16 protein-coding genes are annotated in these 15,969 nt (G+C 61.3%); 8 read left to right on the top strand and 8 right to left on the bottom strand.

Annotation, left to right across the window (positions count from 1 at the left end):
* Nucleotides 1-55 precede the first annotated feature (55 nt).
* From NCR98_RS00875 to flhD, 4 genes are all read right to left on the bottom strand, one after another.
* Nucleotides 56-436 (bottom strand): response regulator, encoded by a 381-nt coding sequence (locus NCR98_RS00875; RefSeq protein WP_244826814.1) that lies wholly within the window; start codon nucleotides 434-436, stop codon nucleotides 56-58.
* 77 nt (nucleotides 437-513) lie between these two features.
* The gene (gene motB, locus NCR98_RS00870; protein ID WP_244826813.1) at nucleotides 514-1,497 is read right to left on the bottom strand and encodes a flagellar motor protein MotB; all 984 of its coding nucleotides are present in this window, start codon (nucleotides 1,495-1,497) and stop codon (nucleotides 514-516) included.
* Between the two features lie 16 nt (nucleotides 1,498-1,513).
* Nucleotides 1,514-2,374, bottom strand: coding sequence for a flagellar motor stator protein MotA (motA, locus tag NCR98_RS00865; RefSeq protein ID WP_244826812.1), 861 nt, complete (start codon nucleotides 2,372-2,374; stop codon nucleotides 1,514-1,516).
* 461 nt (nucleotides 2,375-2,835) lie between these two features.
* Nucleotides 2,836-3,147, bottom strand: a complete 312-nt coding sequence (gene flhD, locus NCR98_RS00860) for a flagellar transcriptional regulator FlhD (RefSeq protein WP_250525300.1) — start codon at nucleotides 3,145-3,147, stop codon at nucleotides 2,836-2,838.
* Nucleotides 3,148-3,796: 649 nt separating this feature from the next.
* On the opposite strand from flhD, the gene NCR98_RS00855 reads away from it, so the two are divergent.
* The 3 genes from NCR98_RS00855 to NCR98_RS00845 all read left to right on the top strand — a co-directional run bounded on the left by NCR98_RS00855 (nucleotide 3,797) and on the right by NCR98_RS00845 (nucleotide 6,414).
* Nucleotides 3,797-4,861 carry a glycosyltransferase family 4 protein gene (locus NCR98_RS00855; RefSeq protein WP_244826810.1) on the top strand — a complete coding sequence of 355 codons (1,065 nt, stop codon included), beginning with the start codon at nucleotides 3,797-3,799 and terminating at the stop codon, nucleotides 4,859-4,861.
* Nucleotides 4,862-5,112: 251 nt separating this feature from the next.
* On the top strand, nucleotides 5,113-5,832 hold the full coding sequence (aqpZ, locus tag NCR98_RS00850) for an aquaporin Z (protein ID WP_244826809.1): 720 nt from the start codon (nucleotides 5,113-5,115) through the stop codon (nucleotides 5,830-5,832).
* Between the two features lie 297 nt (nucleotides 5,833-6,129).
* Nucleotides 6,130-6,414, top strand: coding sequence for a PXPV repeat protein (locus tag NCR98_RS00845; RefSeq protein WP_244826808.1), 285 nt, complete (start codon nucleotides 6,130-6,132; stop codon nucleotides 6,412-6,414).
* Between the two features lie 341 nt (nucleotides 6,415-6,755).
* Here the strand turns inward: NCR98_RS00845 and NCR98_RS00840 are convergent, their stop codons facing one another.
* The gene (locus tag NCR98_RS00840; protein ID WP_250525299.1) at nucleotides 6,756-7,580 is read right to left on the bottom strand and encodes a Cof-type HAD-IIB family hydrolase; all 825 of its coding nucleotides are present in this window, start codon (nucleotides 7,578-7,580) and stop codon (nucleotides 6,756-6,758) included.
* A 47-nt stretch (nucleotides 7,581-7,627) separates the two neighbouring features.
* Nucleotides 7,628-8,524: a glucosamine kinase nucleotide-binding domain-containing protein gene (locus NCR98_RS00835; RefSeq protein WP_250525298.1), complete on the bottom strand. Its 897-nt coding sequence runs from the start codon at nucleotides 8,522-8,524 to the stop codon at nucleotides 7,628-7,630.
* 109 nt (nucleotides 8,525-8,633) lie between these two features.
* On the opposite strand from NCR98_RS00835, the gene NCR98_RS00830 reads away from it, so the two are divergent.
* The 3 genes from NCR98_RS00830 (at nucleotide 8,634) to NCR98_RS00820 (ending at nucleotide 10,507) form a co-directional block, all read left to right on the top strand.
* A complete protein-coding gene (locus tag NCR98_RS00830) occupies nucleotides 8,634-9,245 on the top strand; it encodes a DNA-3-methyladenine glycosylase I (RefSeq protein ID WP_250525297.1) in 612 nt (203 codons plus the stop codon).
* A gap of 441 nt (nucleotides 9,246-9,686) precedes the next feature.
* Nucleotides 9,687-10,112, top strand: a complete 426-nt coding sequence (locus NCR98_RS00825; protein WP_244826804.1) for a hypothetical protein — start codon at nucleotides 9,687-9,689, stop codon at nucleotides 10,110-10,112.
* Between the two features lie 35 nt (nucleotides 10,113-10,147).
* A complete protein-coding gene (locus NCR98_RS00820; RefSeq protein ID WP_250462691.1) occupies nucleotides 10,148-10,507 on the top strand; it encodes a phospholipase D-like domain-containing protein in 360 nt (119 codons plus the stop codon).
* Between the two features lie 100 nt (nucleotides 10,508-10,607).
* Here NCR98_RS00820 and rpsU read toward each other — a convergent pair whose 3' ends face one another.
* Nucleotides 10,608-10,820 carry a 30S ribosomal protein S21 gene (gene rpsU / locus NCR98_RS00815; protein WP_244826802.1) on the bottom strand — a complete coding sequence of 71 codons (213 nt, stop codon included), beginning with the start codon at nucleotides 10,818-10,820 and terminating at the stop codon, nucleotides 10,608-10,610.
* Nucleotides 10,821-11,142: 322 nt separating this feature from the next.
* On the bottom strand, nucleotides 11,143-12,093 hold the full coding sequence (locus NCR98_RS00810; RefSeq protein WP_250491683.1) for an aldo/keto reductase: 951 nt from the start codon (nucleotides 12,091-12,093) through the stop codon (nucleotides 11,143-11,145).
* A gap of 187 nt (nucleotides 12,094-12,280) precedes the next feature.
* On the opposite strand from NCR98_RS00810, the gene NCR98_RS00805 reads away from it, so the two are divergent.
* Nucleotides 12,281-14,521: a tetratricopeptide repeat protein gene (locus NCR98_RS00805; RefSeq protein WP_244826800.1), complete on the top strand. Its 2,241-nt coding sequence runs from the start codon at nucleotides 12,281-12,283 to the stop codon at nucleotides 14,519-14,521.
* Nucleotides 14,522-14,795: 274 nt separating this feature from the next.
* Complete coding sequence (locus NCR98_RS00800; protein ID WP_250491681.1) at nucleotides 14,796-15,932, top strand: flagellin; 1,137 nt, start codon at nucleotides 14,796-14,798, stop codon at nucleotides 15,930-15,932.
* Nucleotides 15,933-15,969 lie beyond the last annotated feature (37 nt).

The following is a 15,969-nucleotide window of genomic DNA, read 5'->3' as shown; positions in this document are numbered from 1 at the left end:
CACCGCAGAAATGCTGTTCAGTCGCGTTATTCGGTCGAGGTTTGCTTCGTCTTGCTCAGTGCTGCTCTTCGGGTTCCGACAGTGCCGCCACCAACTCGGTCAAGAGCTCGGGATCGAGCGGCTTCTGAATCCAGCCGGTCGCTCCCGCCGCGCGCGCCGCGTCCTTGAACGCTTCGCTGTCCTCGGTCGTCAGCACGAGCACCGGCGTTGCCTGGTAGGCGTGATTCACCCGCAACTCCGCGATCAAATCGAGCCCGCTCTTGCCGGGCATGTGCTGGTCCGTCAGGACGAGATCGAAACGCTCGGCGAGGGCCCATTCGAGCCCTTCGTTGCCGTCCGACGCGACGGTCACTTCGTAGCCCGCCGTCGTCAGCGTGGCGGAGAGAATCTGCCGCATGGCGGCGGAATCGTCGATTGCCAGAATGTTCTTGATCATGTGTGTCTCTTGCGGTCTTGCCGGGTTGACGGCTAAAACGTGTGGAGTCTTGAGAGTCTTTCGCGCGGATTTCGCTTTTATTGCGGTCGCGCTTGGAATACGGGCGCGAGTTTGTCCAGCACGGGAGCCGCGCCCGCCGCGTTGTCGAATGTCGCGGGCGGCGCGCCGTCGTCGCGCAACATGGCGCTCTCCGCGCGCCGGTTGAGCACGATGATGCTGATGCGCCGGTTTTCCGGGTCCATCGCGTCCTTGCGATTCAGGTTCTGCGTCGATGCAAGCCCGAGCACGCGCAGCACCTTCGCTTCGTCCATGCCGCCGTAGATCAGCTCGCGCCGCGACGCGTTCGCGCGGTCCGCCGATAGTTCCCAGTTGCTGTAGCCCTTGTCGCCGCCGGCGTACTTCACGGCATCCGTATGTCCTTGCACGACTATTCGATTGGGCACGTCGTTCAGCGTCTTGCCTATCTCGCGCAAAATGTCGCGCATGTACGGCTGCACGGAGTCGCTGGAGAGCGCGAACATGGGCCGCTTCTGGGTATCGACAATCTCGATGCGCAAGCCCTGCTGGGTCGAATCGATGCGTATCTGCTGCCTGAACTGGCGCAAGGTCGGGTTGGCCTCGACGGCCGACATGAGCTTCACCTGGAGGTCGTGCAGGCGCTCTTGCTCGCGGCGTTCGATCTCGCCTTCGGCTTGTCTCAACGCGGCTTCATCGGGTCTTGCCGACGAACGCACCGCGAACGGCGTATTGCCTTCGGTGGTGCGCACCGTGCCGGGCTCGGGACTCGACAGATCGCGCCCGCCGCCCATGATGATGCTGGAGTCCATGCCGACGGTCTTGCCGCCGACCATCGCGGCCTTGAGCGGCGTGTTGAAGTATTCGGCGATACCGCGTCGTTGCACCGGCGAAGTCGAACTCAGAAGCCACATGAGCAGGAAGAACGCCATCATCGCGGTCATGAAGTCCGCGTAGGCGAGCTTCCACGCGCCGCCGTGATGTCCCTTGCGGCCCGCGACGATTCGCTTGATGAAAATTGGCCGGTCTTTGTCGGGTGAGCTCATGGCGTCGTTCCTCGCTTCACTTCGCGCGGACGCGGCGCACGTGTTCTTCCAGTTCGGAGAACGACGGGCGCTCGGTCGAGAACAGCACCTTGCGGCCGAACTCCACCGAGATGGCGGGCGCATAGCCGTTCAGACTCGCAAGGATCGTCACCTTGATGCACTGAAACATCTTGGTCTGCTCGGCCACGCGCTGCTCCGCCACCCCCGCGAGCGGGCCGATGAAGCCATACGAAAGCAGAATGCCGAGGAAGGTGCCGACGAGCGCCTGCGCGATCATCTCGCCGAGAATCGCGGGCGGCTGATCGGCGGAAGCCATCGTGTGCACGACGCCCATGACGGCCGCGACGATACCGAACGCGGGCATGGCGTCGCCCACTTTGTGCAGCGCTTGTGCGGGCGCTTCGCCTTCGGCGTGATGCGTCTCGATTTCCTCGTCCATGAGGCTTTCGATCTCGAACGCGTTCATGTTGCCGCCGACCATCAGCCGCAGATAATCCGTCAGGAATTCGACGATGTGCTCGTCCGCGAGAATCTTCGGGTACTGACCGAAGATCGGGCTTTTATGGGGATCGTCGATATCGCTTTCGAGGGTGAGCGTGCCTTCCTTGCGCGCCTTGGCGAGCAGGACGTAGAGCAGACCCATCAGTTCCATGTACACATCCTTGTTGTACTTGGAGCCCTTGAACAGCGTGGGAATGACGCGCAGCGTCGACTTGATCGTCTTGATGCCGTTACCGAGGATGAATGCGCCGACACCCGCGCCCGCGATCATCAAGATTTCGACCGGTTGCACGAGCGCGCCAAGGTGGCCGCCTTCGAGCGCGTAACCGCCGAATACGGACAGCAATGTCACGAGCGTTCCAACGAAAATCAGCACAGTCGAGTCCTCAAGGTAGTTGCGGGATGACCGCCGTTATGTGGGTTTACGGCACGGCAAGGGAAAACTTTGGTGCATGACCGGGAGGTGAGGCAAACGCTAAAACCCGCGTGGGATGGGGCTCTGACGACATGCGGCGCAATGGCGCATGGCGCGCGGGGAAGCTACGGTGCGAGTGCCTTTTCGTGCGCGCGATGGCGGCGTATAGCTCTTCGCGATAAGCCAGTTGTTCGTGGTTAAAGACGAGTTGACCGCGAGACGTGCGTCGATCTGGCAGCGAGGCGGCTCACTGCATGGGTCGCCTGTCAAGGGCCGCAGACGTATGCCGACCAACTTACGAGGTGTTGGCACGGCGGCCGCTCGTCCGATCGGTTCATGCCGGCTGCGCGCCGTTGCGTTCGGTCAGCGCTGTGAACGTGGAACGCAAACGCCGCCGTGATCGGCTCGAATCAACGCGCAGATCAGCCGGCTTCTATCGCCAATGCATCCGCGAGGAGGGTCGCGTCCGGCGCGGCGCTTTTGTCCGTTTCGTCGAGGGAAGAAAGGATGGCGTGATCGTCGAAGCGAAAGCGGCACAGCAAATGGCTCGACGACGCCACCCTCACCGCCTGCGCGGGCGAAAGCGAAGCCAATAACTGCGCCACGTCGTCCGAAAGCGCCAGCCGAGCCATGGCCGAAGCGCGGTCCGCAAGCAATAGCTGCTGCGCCAGAAGCAAGTACGCGAGATTAAGCTCGCGAATCTCCGCGAGCGTGGTGGTTGTGCTGGCCGTCATCTTTTCCCCGAATCGATACCCGGCTCGTCAGGCCGTGCGGGAAACGTTTGCTCGGATCGCTCTGGATTGCGGCGATTCGGCCCCGCTCATGGTGTGGATTCGATTGTCGATGAGGCTTCGAGCGCGCGCCAATCGGATAAATCGACCGATTTACCGACGGAAAAGCCCGCGACGTCGTGTAAGAAAAATTCCTACGCGAAATAGTTGAACGGCTGTTTGAGCGAATCGGGAGCACCAAACTCAACTATCGGCTGCTTTTCATCTGACTTGACACGCTGTGAGCACGAATCGCCCCGTGCCATGCGCAGAACCGGCCCATATGCGTTAGGCCCGATCCGTGCTACTTCAATGCCTCGCGGCAATGCCCTGCGTGCGTCGAATTCGTCTACGTCATTGATATCGATGCACTTTTTGACTTCGTAACAGCCGTTGTTTCGCGCTGTAACAAGGTTAAGCGTTTGAAAAATGAAGTGTAATGCCGCGCTCGATCCCGATAATGAGCAGTAAGGGATAACCCGGTTGAACAGTTTCTTGTCCGGGCCAGTCTCGGGCGGCGTCTTCTACACGAACGCGGCCCGCCCGAACGGCATGCGTCGAGCGCTCGACCGGAGCGTGACTGCAATGCCTTAAATAACAGGAGAGTCACGTTATGCGAATCGCACAAATTGCACCGTTGCACGAAGCAGTTCCCCCGAAGTTTTACGGCGGCACCGAGCGCGTCGTGTCGTATCTGACCGACGCACTCGTCGACCTCGGCCACGATGTAACTCTGTTCGCCAGCGGCGATTCGCAAACCAAGGCGACTCTCGATGCGGCCTGGCCGCGCGCGCTGCGCCTCGACCCGACCGTGCGCGACGCGCTCGCGCCGCACATGCTCCTGCTCGAAACCGTCCGCCGCCGCGCGCATGAATTCGACGTGCTGCACTTCCACCTCGACTACATGCCGTTCCCGCTGTTCACGCAGATGGACACGCCTTTCGTGACGACGCTGCACGGCCGTCTCGACCTGCCTGAACTCCAGCCGATCTTCAACACGTTCACGAAGGCGAACGTGATTTCCATCTCGGACAATCAACGCACGCCGCTGCCGCAAGCGAACTGGCTGAACACGGTCTATCACGGTCTGCCGGAAGATTTGCTCACGCCGCAGCCGCACAAGAAGCCGGAATACCTGGCGTTCCTCGGCCGTATCTGCCCGGAAAAGCGCGCCGATCTGGCCATCAAGATCGCGGCGCAAAGCGGTTTGCCGCTGAAGATCGCAGCGAAAGTGGACAAGGTCGACCAGGAATATTTCAAGTCGACCATCGAGCCGCTCTTGTCGCAGGCGCATGTCGAGTTCATCGGCGAGATCAATGAAGCGCAGAAGCCGGAATTTTTGTCGGGCGCGAAGGCGCTGCTATTCCCGATCGACTGGAACGAGCCGTTTGGCCTCGTGATGATCGAAGCGATGGCATGCGGCACGCCGGTGATCGCGTTCAATCGCGGCTCGGTGCCGGAAGTGATCGATCATGGCGTGACCGGCTTTATCTGCGAAGACGTGCAAGGCGCAGTGGGCGCGCTGCATCGGATAGATGAGCTATCGCGCACGGAAATCCGCGCGCAGTTCGAGCGCCGTTTCAGCGCGAAGACCATGGCGCAAAATTACGTCGATAGCTACACGGCCATGCTTCAGGCGGCGAAGCGTCCGGTGCTTCGTCAGGTCGCAGTGGGCTAATACGCGACGCGCCAGACCTTAGGTATCGCTCAAAAAAACCGCCCGACAACGGGCGGTTTTTCATTGTGTGAACCTAATTCAAACCGCTAAGGATATTCCGAAGATTCTGCTGTTATCGCGTGAATTGACTGCAAATCAACCATTTTTGACAGTTTTGCCAAAGAATCGCGCTTAAACTCCGCTGCGCAAGAGGAGTTGAGCTTTCTTGCATTTTGTCAACGGTTGTTCATATTTTTCACGAAGGCAGGATCATGCAATTGTCGAAGCGTCTCGGCGCTGAAATTTTCGGTACTTTCTGGCTTGTGCTGGGCGGTTGCGGAAGCGCCGTGCTTGCCGCGGCCTTTCCTCATGTCGGCATTGGCCTGGCTGGCGTTTCGCTGGCGTTCGGTCTCACCGTGCTCACCATGGCTTATGCCATCGGCCATGTGTCGGGTTGCCATCTGAACCCCGCGGTCAGCATCGGTCTCGCGGTTGCGGGCCGCTTCCCGGTACGCGATCTCGGTCCGTACATCATCGCTCAGGTGATCGGCGCGACGCTCGGCGCATGGGTTTTGTCGCTGATCGCCACGGGCAATCCCGACTTCAATCTGGTTGCCAGCGGCTTCGCGGCGAACGGTTTCGGCGAGCACTCGCCGGGCAACTATTCGATGCTCGCGGCACTGGTTTGCGAAGGCGTAATGACTTTCTTCTTCCTGTTCGTCATTCTCGGCGCCACCGATGACCGCGCACCGAAGGGTTTCGCGCCGATCGCCATCGGCCTGTGCCTCACGCTCATCCATTTGATCTCGATTCCCGTCACCAACACGTCGGTGAATCCGGCGCGTTCGACTGGCCCGGCATTGTTCGTCGGCGGCTGGGCACTCGACCAGTTGTGGCTGTTCTGGATCGCGCCGTTGGCCGGTGCAATCGTCGCGGGCGTGGTGTACCCGATCCTGACGAGCGAACGCAGAAAGGCACTGATCACTGCCTAAGTACGTTTGATCATGCTTCAAAGACGGGCGCCTCGTGCGCCCGTTTTGCTTTTCCAGCGCGAATTCTGTGCTCTTAGATTAAAGCGGCGAGACAAATGTAATGGACAATTACGAAGCATGCTTACTATCTTCGTTTTGCGCGCCGTTCCCTCGCTTGAAAGCCTTGCTGGAAAGGCTCCGGCATGATTTATCGTCTTTACGACGCGCTTTCATACCGTAACAACTCGTCGAGGCTTGTAAGACGCGCGGCGCTTACATTGGACTCATGCGACACGCGTCGCTCTAAAGGAGAACACCATGAAGCGCATCGTTACCCACATGCTCGTAGCTGCCGGCCTCGCGATCGGTGCGGTTGGAGCGGCTCAGGCCCACAGTGATCTTCACATCGGCGTTTCGCTCGGCGCACCCGCGTATGTGGCGCCGGCTCCGGTTTATGTGCGCCCGGCGCCGGTGTATGGCGGACCTTATTATCGTCATGAGGAACCGCGCTGGCATGGCAACTACGGCCACGACAATGGCCGATGGAATCGCGCCGGCTGGCATGACAACGGCAATCACAATGGCTGGGGACGTCGCGGATAAAAATGGCGCAGTCGGTTGCGGCTGCGGCTGCCGGAGCTGCAGCGGCCGGAGCTGCGGTGGCGGTGGCGGTGGCGGTGGCCTTTACGGTGGCGGTCGCGGTGGCACTTACGGTGGCAGTCGCAGTCGTACTTACGGTGGCAGTCGCCTTCGCAGTTGCGATGGCACTCGCGGTCGCCGTTGCCCGTCACAGTTGCGTTGGCAGTTGGAGTCGCAGTCGCACTTACGGTGGCAGTCGCCTTCGCAGTTGCGATGGCACTCGCGGTCGCCGTTGCCTTCGCAGTTGCGTTGGCAGTTGGAGTCGCAGCACGAGCCACCGCCGCCCCGCACGCTCCATCAATAGGTCAGGCGCCCGCAATTTCGTCGCGAATCCCGAAAAGCTTACGCAACTGATGCGCGACACCGGCCTCGAAATTGTTGCCGATACGCGGTACATCCGGCAGCCGCTTGATGAGATCGGGATTCGCGTTGTTCATCATGAACGGATGCCCTGCCGTTTCGAGCAGATCGATGTCGTTCATGTTGTCGCCAAACGCGACGCATTGCGCGGGATCGATATCCAGTCGCTGCAAAACGTAGCGCAGCGCGCGTCCCTTCGACACATCCGAGGTCATCACCTCAAGACAGTCCGGCAGCGAATAAGTGACGTACAGCGAGTCGCCGAATTCGCGCTCCAGATTTGCCGCTGTCTCTTTCAGATCGGCCGGCTCGCCGATATACAGCACCTTCGCGATGTTCTCGCCGTCGTGCTCGCGCAGATCCATCACCTCGTACTTGAAGCCCGAATCCTGATGGAAAACGAGCAATTGCGGCGCGTGGCGGTCGATCAGCCACGCGTCGTCGGCGAAGAGGTTGACGATCACGCGCCCATTGCCGCCCGCAAGATCCGGTTGCACCAGACGGCGAACGGCGGCGGGATCGAGATCGCGCGAGTAGATGCGTTCGTCGCCGGGCGCGTGCACGCGTGCGCCGTTCGACGTGATCAGATAGGCGTCGACGCCGAGCACATCGCGAATACCCGCGACGTCGCGATAATGCCGCCCCGTCGCGATCACGATAGGCACGCCGCGCGACGCGAGCGTGCGAACGGTGGTCGCGGTGAAGGGGTCGAGCTGGTGGTTGCTATTGAGAAGCGTGCCGTCGAGATCGGTTGCAATGGCCGAGTACATGAACTGCCCTGTGTGAGCGGATCGAAGCTGCCGCGAAGCGGGCTATTTTATCGCGCCGGACGATGCGCACGTCTCGCCAGTTCCAACGCGCCAGCGGCCGAATCGGCGCGCGGGGATCGCACGCGTTCGCGCAAGGCGGCAGGCACGAACGGCTCGTAAAGCGCGGCTAGTCCGCCGCACAACGCAACAGGCAGCTTGCCCGCGGGATCGAGCGCGCCGACGAGCGTCTCGATCTCCCGTGCGGCCTGCGCGAGCAAACGCGCCGCCGCCGGATGATCGCGGAACTCGAAGACGAGCGGCGCGAGCGTGGCGTAAACCGTCTGATTGGCGGCGCAGAGCCACACGACAAGGCTGTCGCGATCGCTTGCGCCGGTGCGTTCGAGCAGTGCGCGCGACCAGCCGTCGGCATCCGCGCGACCGTCGAGAACGCGCTGAAGATGCACGACGGCGCGCAGGCCGAGCCACGCGCCGCTGGCTTCGTCGCCGCTCGGAAAGCCATAACCGCCGGCGATTCGGCATACACCGGCTCCATCGAGCGATGCCGCGATGCTGCCCGTACCGAGCGCGACGATCACGCCCGCGTCGCCTCCGTGCGCGCCCAAAACCGTGGTGTAGGCGTCGCTCTCGACGCTTAACGCGCGCACGCGTGGCGCGTGAGCAAGAAAGCCCGCGAGCCAGTCTGCGTTATTGACGCCAGCCAGACCGCAGCCGAGCGAGCACGCGTTCCAGTCGAACGGCAGACCGGCGCTTTCGAAGGCGCACCGGCAGGCATCGCCGATAGCCTGCCACGCGCGCTCCACGCCGAGCCCGAGCGCCGAGGGACCGCCGCTCGCGCGCGCGAGTTCGGCGCCGCCAGCATCGGCAAGAATCACGCGCGTGCCGCTGCCGCCGCCGTCGATGCCCAGCAGAAAGCCGTCGGAAGAAGTAAGAGTCGAGGTAGTCATGGCCGCAAGCTTACCGGTGCTGGCGGCGCGCGCCAATTGGCCGAATGGCCGAGGTGGCGGAAAGCGGCCCTTCGGCTATCCTGACGCGATCCGAAAACCGAGAAACGCAATGGCCGATATCGACGCAACCCGCTGCTCCTGGGCGACCGCCACGACGGACGCAATGGTCCACTATCACGACACCGAATGGGGCGTGCCCTCCCGCGACGATCGTCACCTCTTCGAAATGCTGGTGCTCGAAGGCGCGCAGGCCGGGCTTTCGTGGTCGACCATTCTCAATAAACGGGAGGGCTACCGCGCGCTGTTCGCGGACTTCGATATCGAGAAAGTCGCGCGCTTCACTGCAAAGGACATCGAGCGGATCGTCGGCGACGCGCGCGTGGTGCGTAACCGCATGAAGATCGAATCGGCGGTGCTCAATGCGCGCGCGGTCCAGCAAATTCAGGCGGAGCACGGGTCGTTCGCCAGCTTCGTGTGGTCGTTCGTCGGCGACGCGCCGATCGACACGCCCCGGAGCGCGGACAATCCAACACCAGCATCGACGCCCGAGTCGGACGAACTCAGCCGCGCGCTCAAGAAGTACGGCTGCAAGTTCATCGGCACGACCATTTGCTATGCGTTCATGCAGGCGACCGGCATGGTCAACGACCACGCGGCGACGTGTCAGGCGCGGCAAAAAATCAAGACAAAACGGAAAGCGCCCGCCAAGGCCAAGCAATGAGCCCAGTTCGATATGGAAAATCTTTGCTTTTTGGCAACATGCCTGAGTGCAAAAACTACGTATAAGGGAAGATCCTTATAGCTGACGTTTTTTTGCAGTGAAGCAGCGCGAAAACCCTACTGGATAAGGGTTTCCGATGCTTCTTCCGCACTGCACGAACGTGCGGTTCATGTAAAAATGGCGTCCTCGCGTGCGCCACCGCACCTTTTTACCGAGCCGAACCGTTATAACTGTCGGTAAGCGGATCGTTCAAGGAATCAAGAATCCGACGCGAGCATAAGGACGCTATGAGACCCAGGCGTCCAGGCCGGGAAAACCATCATGCTCGAAGCAGTACCCGGACAGCAGTTGCAACAATGCCGCTGTTCCGGTGCCGCAAGTGCAGGTTGCTCGAACTACTCAACGCTTGGCCGCTGCGCAGGGGCGCAGGGGAGAATGAATATGAAAAGCCTTAACTTCCTGACACATCAGGATATTTTCAACCGCGCAGTCCAGCATCTTCTCGTGCAAGGACAAGCCGCATTGCTGCCACACGGCGGCGGCGCGTATCGCGGATACTGCGGCGGCTGCCCGATCGGCAGCTTCATTCAGCCGCGCGACTACATCACGGCGATGGAAGGCATTCCCATTCGCTACATCGCGAAGGCGCCCGAAGTGGTGCCGGCGTATATGGATGTAGGCGTCGCGGGTCTCAAGCGTGCGCTCTTGCGCGCGCGTATCAACGTGTTCGATCCCAACACCGTCGAGTTGCTCTCCTGCCTGCAGAACGTGCATGACGTTTTCGGCAAATGGGAATGGCGCGAGCGTCTTGCTTCGATCGCGCGCCAGTTCGGTCTGTCGGCCGAGCTCCTGAAAACGGCTGCATAAGCGCTTCGGGTGTCGAGATGTTGAGCCCAATCACGATGTTGAGTCCAAAGGACATCTACCAACGCGTCAGCCGGCATTTGCTGGAGCAAGGCGCGGTATCGGAAGATGACAACGGTTCCTGCCGCCTGCGCAGCGCGAACGGGCGCAAGTGCGCAATCGGTTCGCTGGTGCGCGACGAGCATTACGACCCGGCGCTCGAAGGCGTGGGAATTTCGTACTACCGGCACGCGCACGACGGCAAGCTATTGCGCGCGTTGTATGCGTCGAATGTGAATGCGTACGATCCGAACGTGATCGATCTATTGATGGAGCTGGAGCAGATTCACGACGACTCGAGCGTCGAGGAATGGCCACATCGGCTCGCGGTACTCGGCAAGCGTCACGCGTTCGTCTAAAGACCGGCGGTAGAAAGCAAAACGGCGGTGCGCCCTTACGGGTCGCACCGCCGTTTGCCTTTGCCGAACCAGATTCGCACCCGGCCCGAGGCGAAGACGCTTAGTGCATCTTCTTCGGCAGCATCTGGCTGCGCAGGCGCTTGCGCAGACGCGAAACGGCTGCTGCCTTCTTGCGCTTGCGCGCGGTGGTCGGCTTTTCGTACGACTGGCGCTCGCGGAGTTCCGCGATCAGGCCATTCTTTTCGATCGTGCGACGGAAACGCCGAATCGCGACATCAAACGGCTCGTTTTCTTTAAGGGTAATGGTGGTCATGTAAATCCTGTTTCGCTAAACGTATTTCTAACTGCACGACGGACAAACCCGCCGCGCGCCGGCACTCCGATCGTCCACCCAACACGGCGGACACGAGCAAAGCGGCCACGGAGGCCGGAAAAGAGAGAGAGTTGAGATTCAGTTGCGCGCTCGCTGGAAAGACGTGAACGCGCATTTGGAGCCGTCTGCTGCACATTGAGCATTTTCACGCTCGACGGCAAAGGCAAAAATCGGACACATTTCTCGATTCGGGCGCGATGTTACCAGAACCTCGCGCCCGTGCCAACACCTCGGTTCACTGCAAGCCTTTGATGCAGCGGAATTATTTTTGCCAGGCGCTGGCTTCGTCGAGCGCTTTGACATCTTCCGGCGTGAGTTGCAGGCGCGTGGCTTCCGCAAGGCTTTCCAGTTGCTGCACGGACGTCGCGCTGGCGATAGGCGCGGTCACGCTCGGGCGCGCGATGATCCACGCAAGTGCGACCGTCGCCGGCGCCGTGTCATTGCGTTTGGCGACTTCGACAAGCGCATCGACAATTTTCAAACCGCGGTCGTTCAGATACTTCTCCACACGCGAGCCGCGCGCCTTTTCCTGCGTGTCTTCCTTCGAGCGATACTTACCCGACAGAAAGCCGCTTGCAAGACTGAAGTACGTCGCCACGGCGAGCTTGTTGGCATCGACGACCGGTTCGAGATCCGTCTCGTAGGCTTCGCGATCGTAGAGGTTGTATTCCGGCTGAAGGATTTCGTATGCAGGCAGTCCCGACTCCTTCGAGATCTTCAGCGCCTCTTCCACCCGCGCGCCCGAATAGTTCGACGCGCCGATCACGCGCACCTTGCCTGCGGCGATGAGATTCTGATAAGCGCCGAGCGTTTCTTCGAGCGGCGTGTTTTCGTCGTCGCGATGCGAGTAGTACACGTCGATGTAATCGGTCTTCAGGCGCCGCAGCGAGTCGTCCACCGCCGCCGCGATATTCGCCGCCGAAAGCCCCGAGCGCGTGCTCAGCATGCCGACCTTGGTCGCCAGCACGATCTTGTCGCGCTTGCCGCTTTCCTTGAACCACTTGCCGATGATCGTCTCCGACTCGCCGCCCTGGTGCCCGTCGATCCACGCGGAGTAAACGTCGGCGGTATCGACGAAATTGAGGCCGTGATCAACGAACGCGTCGAGGATGGAGAACGACGTGCGCTCGTCCGCGGTCCAGCCGAACACGTTGCCGCCGAAAGAAAGCGGCGCGACTTTGAGATCCGATTTGCCGATGGTGCGTGTCTGCATGTGTGCTCCGGATGCTTGATGGGTACGGATCGAAAAGGATACGCGGGAACGCGCCCGTGCGCTCGGCGCGCTTTTCGGTGCCTCGCGCAAAAGCGCCGAACTGAGCGGTTTTTCCCCGCCAGTTCCGCCCTTCGGCTCAAGGTGGACGGCTCGATAATCCGTGCAACGCTACCGAAATGCCGAGACCATGAACACCTTCGAAGCACTGGACCAAACGCCCGCACACGTCGCGACGAACGCCGACCAGCAGTTCGAGGCCGATCTCGCCGATGTGCTGCAAGCCGCGATCCTGCAGCATCAGACGCTCAACCTGCACGAGGCCGAAAAGCTCTATCTCCTCGTTCTAGACGCGCGGCCGCAACACGCCGACGCCAACTTCAACCTCGGCATGCTGATGGCGCAGCGCGGTCAATACGAGGCAGCCGTGCCGTTCTTCGAAACCGCGATCGGCACGGACCCGACGCAGCATATCTATTGGGCTACGTATATCGACGTGCTGACGCGCAGCGGTCAGGTCGCGGCGGCGAATATCGTGTTCGAAGTCGCGGTCGCGCAAGGCATGAGCGGGCCGGCAATCGAGAAACTGGCCGCCGAACTGCGCGATGCGACAAAGTCGCGCGAAGGCATCACGGCGCCAAACGGCCGCACGACGCCGACGCCGCAGGAAGTACAGCAGTTGCATGCGCACTTCAATGGCGGGCGACTCGAAGAAGCCGTGGCGCTCGCGAAGACCCTGACGCAGCGCTTCCCCACTTTTCTGCTGGGATGGGAAGTCATGGGCGTGGCCCAGGTTCGCCTGATGGACCTGCAGTCGGCCATTCCCTCGCTACGCCGTTATCTGCAATTGAAGCCGGATGGAATCGACGTTCGCCGAATCCTGGCCGACTCCCTGCGCCTCTTCGACAAGTTCTTCGAAGCGGAAGCCGAATGCCGGCGCATGATCGAGCAGGACCCGAACTATCCGGAAGCGCACCGCATTCTCGGCGTGACGCTGCGCTCGTTGATGCGCCTCGACGACGCGCAAGCTGCTTGCCGTCGCGCCGTGGAACTCGCGCCGTTGTCGGCGAAAGCGCACGAAACGCTCGGCGTGGTGCTGATGGACCAGACGCGGTTCGACGACGCGGAGAAGCATTCGCGTCGCGCGATCGAACTCGATCCAACTTGCGACAGCGCGCACGAGAACCTGTTGTTCTGCTTGTCGCACAAGGAAGAAATCGACCGGAAGGCGTACTTCGAGCAGCATCTGTACTTCGCCGAGCAATGCGCGAAGCCGCTGCAATCGACGTGGAAAAAGCATCGGAACCAGCCGGACCCGAACCGCTGCATTCGCGTGGGCTTCGTCTCGGGCGACTACAACCAGCATCCGGTGGCTGTCTTCATCGAGCCGGTGTTCCGCTATCTCGTAAACGATCCCAGCGTCACGGTGCACGCGTACTACAACCGCTCGGTGACCGACGAGGTCACGCGCACGCTGCGCGATATCGTGCCGCGCTGGCACGACGTCTCGGGTTATAGCGATGCCGCGCTCGCCGACAAGATTCGCGCGGACGGCATCGACGTGCTGATCGATCTTTCGGGGCACACGGCCTATAACCGCCTGCTGACTTTCGCGCGCAAACCCGCGCCGATCCAGGCGACGTGGATGGGCTATCTCGGCACGACCGGCATGACCGCGATGGATTACTACATCGGCGATCGCCACTATGTGCCTGAAGAACAGATCGACGGTCAGTTCGTCGAAAAGCTGGCTTATCTGCCGGCGTATGCGCCTTTCAAGCCCTCGGAACATGCGCCGGCGCTCAACGCGTTGCCCGCGCTCACCAACGGCCACATCACTTTCGGCAGCTTCAACCGCTTCAACAAACTGCGTCCGCGCACCATCGCGCTGTGGTCGGAACTGCTGCGCGCGGTGCCGGATGCGCGCATGTTGATCGCAGGCGTGCCGCGCGACAACAGCCACACGATTCTGATCGATTGGTTCGAGAAGGAAGGAATCGATGTGAGCCGGCTCGAGTTTCGTCAGCGCTCGTCGCTCGTGCGCTATCTCGCGCATCACCTCGACGCCGATATCGCGCTCGACACGTTCCCTTACGCGGGCGGCGTCACCACCATGCAGGCGCTGTGGATGGGCGTGCCCACGCTCACCTTGCCCGGCGAACTGATCGCGAGCCGAGGCAGCACGTCGGTGCTTTCCAACACGGGCCTCGGTGACTTCGTGGCTCGCGACCGCGCGGACTTCGTCGCGAAGGGCATCGAATGGGCGGGCCGGGTCGAAGAACTCGCGCAGATCCGCGCCGGCATGCGCGAGCGCTGCCTGCAGTCGCCGGGGTTCCAGCCCGACACGGTGGCCCGCGCGCTCTCCGCCAGCATGCGCCAGATGTGGCAGCGCTGGTGCGCCGGCAAGGCTGCGGCCACGTTCGACGTCTGAAGCGAATTTTTAACGAAAGAAGTCGCTCCGTCTGCCGTTAAAGCTCTCAGACGGGGCATTCAAAAACCGCGAGCATCGGCAGCAGAGCCCCGCTGGGCAAGCTTTAGCACGGATTTCCAGGTATTTATCAGGCAAATCGAAACGAGCACTAAAGTTTGCCTAGCACGGGCCGAAAACCTAAACAAGCGGCCAAACAAACAAACGACGGACGCTTCCGCCAAACGATGGCGTTATCAACTCAGATAAATGCGCCAGGCCTCATCGGAGAAACAAAATGATCGGTATCAATAGCAACATCAACTCGCTGGTCGCTCAGCAAAACCTGAACGGCACGCAAAGCGCACTGTCGTCGGCAATCACGCGTCTTTCGTCGGGCAAGCGCATCAACAGCGCAGCAGACGACGCAGCTGGCCTCGCAATCGCTTCGCGCATGACCTCGCAGATCAACGGCCTGAACCAAGGCGTTTCGAACGCGAACGACGGCGTGTCGATGGTTCAGACGGCTTCGAGCGGTCTGTCGCAGATCACGGACAACCTTCAGCGTATCCGTCAGTTGGCCGTGCAAGCATCGAGCGGCTCGCTGTCGACGGCTGACAAGACCTCGCTGCAACAAGAAGTGACGCAGCGTATCAGCGAAATCAACCGTATCTCGTCGCAAACCACGTTCAACGGCACGAACCTGCTCGACGGCACCGCCGGCAGCAAGACGTTCCAGGTTGGCGCGAACGTCGGCCAGTCGATCACGATCGACCTCGGCTCGGCAGCAAACGTCTCGGCTCTGTCGCTCGGCGGCAGCAACCCGCAGAAGGGCACGGTCATCGGCACGGTCGACGGTCTGAGCCTGGGCGACACGGGTGCATCCGCAGCTTCCACCGCGGCAACGATCACGTCGGTCAACGTCATCGCTGACGGCTCGGGCGGCTACACGTTCACCGACCAGGACAACAAGGCGCTCGGCAGCTCGTTCGCCTCGTCGAACGTGTTCACGGGTCTGTCCGCAGGCAGCACGAGCATCAGCCTGAACAGCACCAACGTTCCTTCGGCAACCGCAGCTCAAACGTCCGAAGTCGGCGCGCTGACCGCGAACAACACGCCGCCGCAAGTGTCGCAAATCGACATCAGCAAGGCGAACGGCGCATCGTCCGCAATCGAGGCAGTCGACAACGCACTGGATGCAGTGAACTCGCTGCAAGCTCAGTTGGGCGCTGTGCAGAACCGCTTCAGCTCGGTTGCCGCTACCCAGACCGCGCAGTCGACCAACCTGTCGTCCGCTCAGTCGCAGATCACCGACGCGAACTTCGCGCAAGAAACCGCGAACCTCTCGAAGGCTCAGGTTCTGCAACAAGCTGGTATCTCGGTTCTGGCGCAAGCGAACTCGATGCCCCAGCAGGTTCTGAAGCTCCTCGGCTAAGCATCGCCGACGCAGTAACCGGCGCGTCTCGATCACG

It is taken from the genome of Caballeronia sp. GAWG2-1 (genome assembly GCF_023631405.1).
GTDB lineage: Bacteria > Pseudomonadota > Gammaproteobacteria > Burkholderiales > Burkholderiaceae > Caballeronia.
The sequence above is the reverse complement of the archived record's forward strand: the minus strand, read 5'-3'. Positions and strand labels throughout refer to the sequence as shown.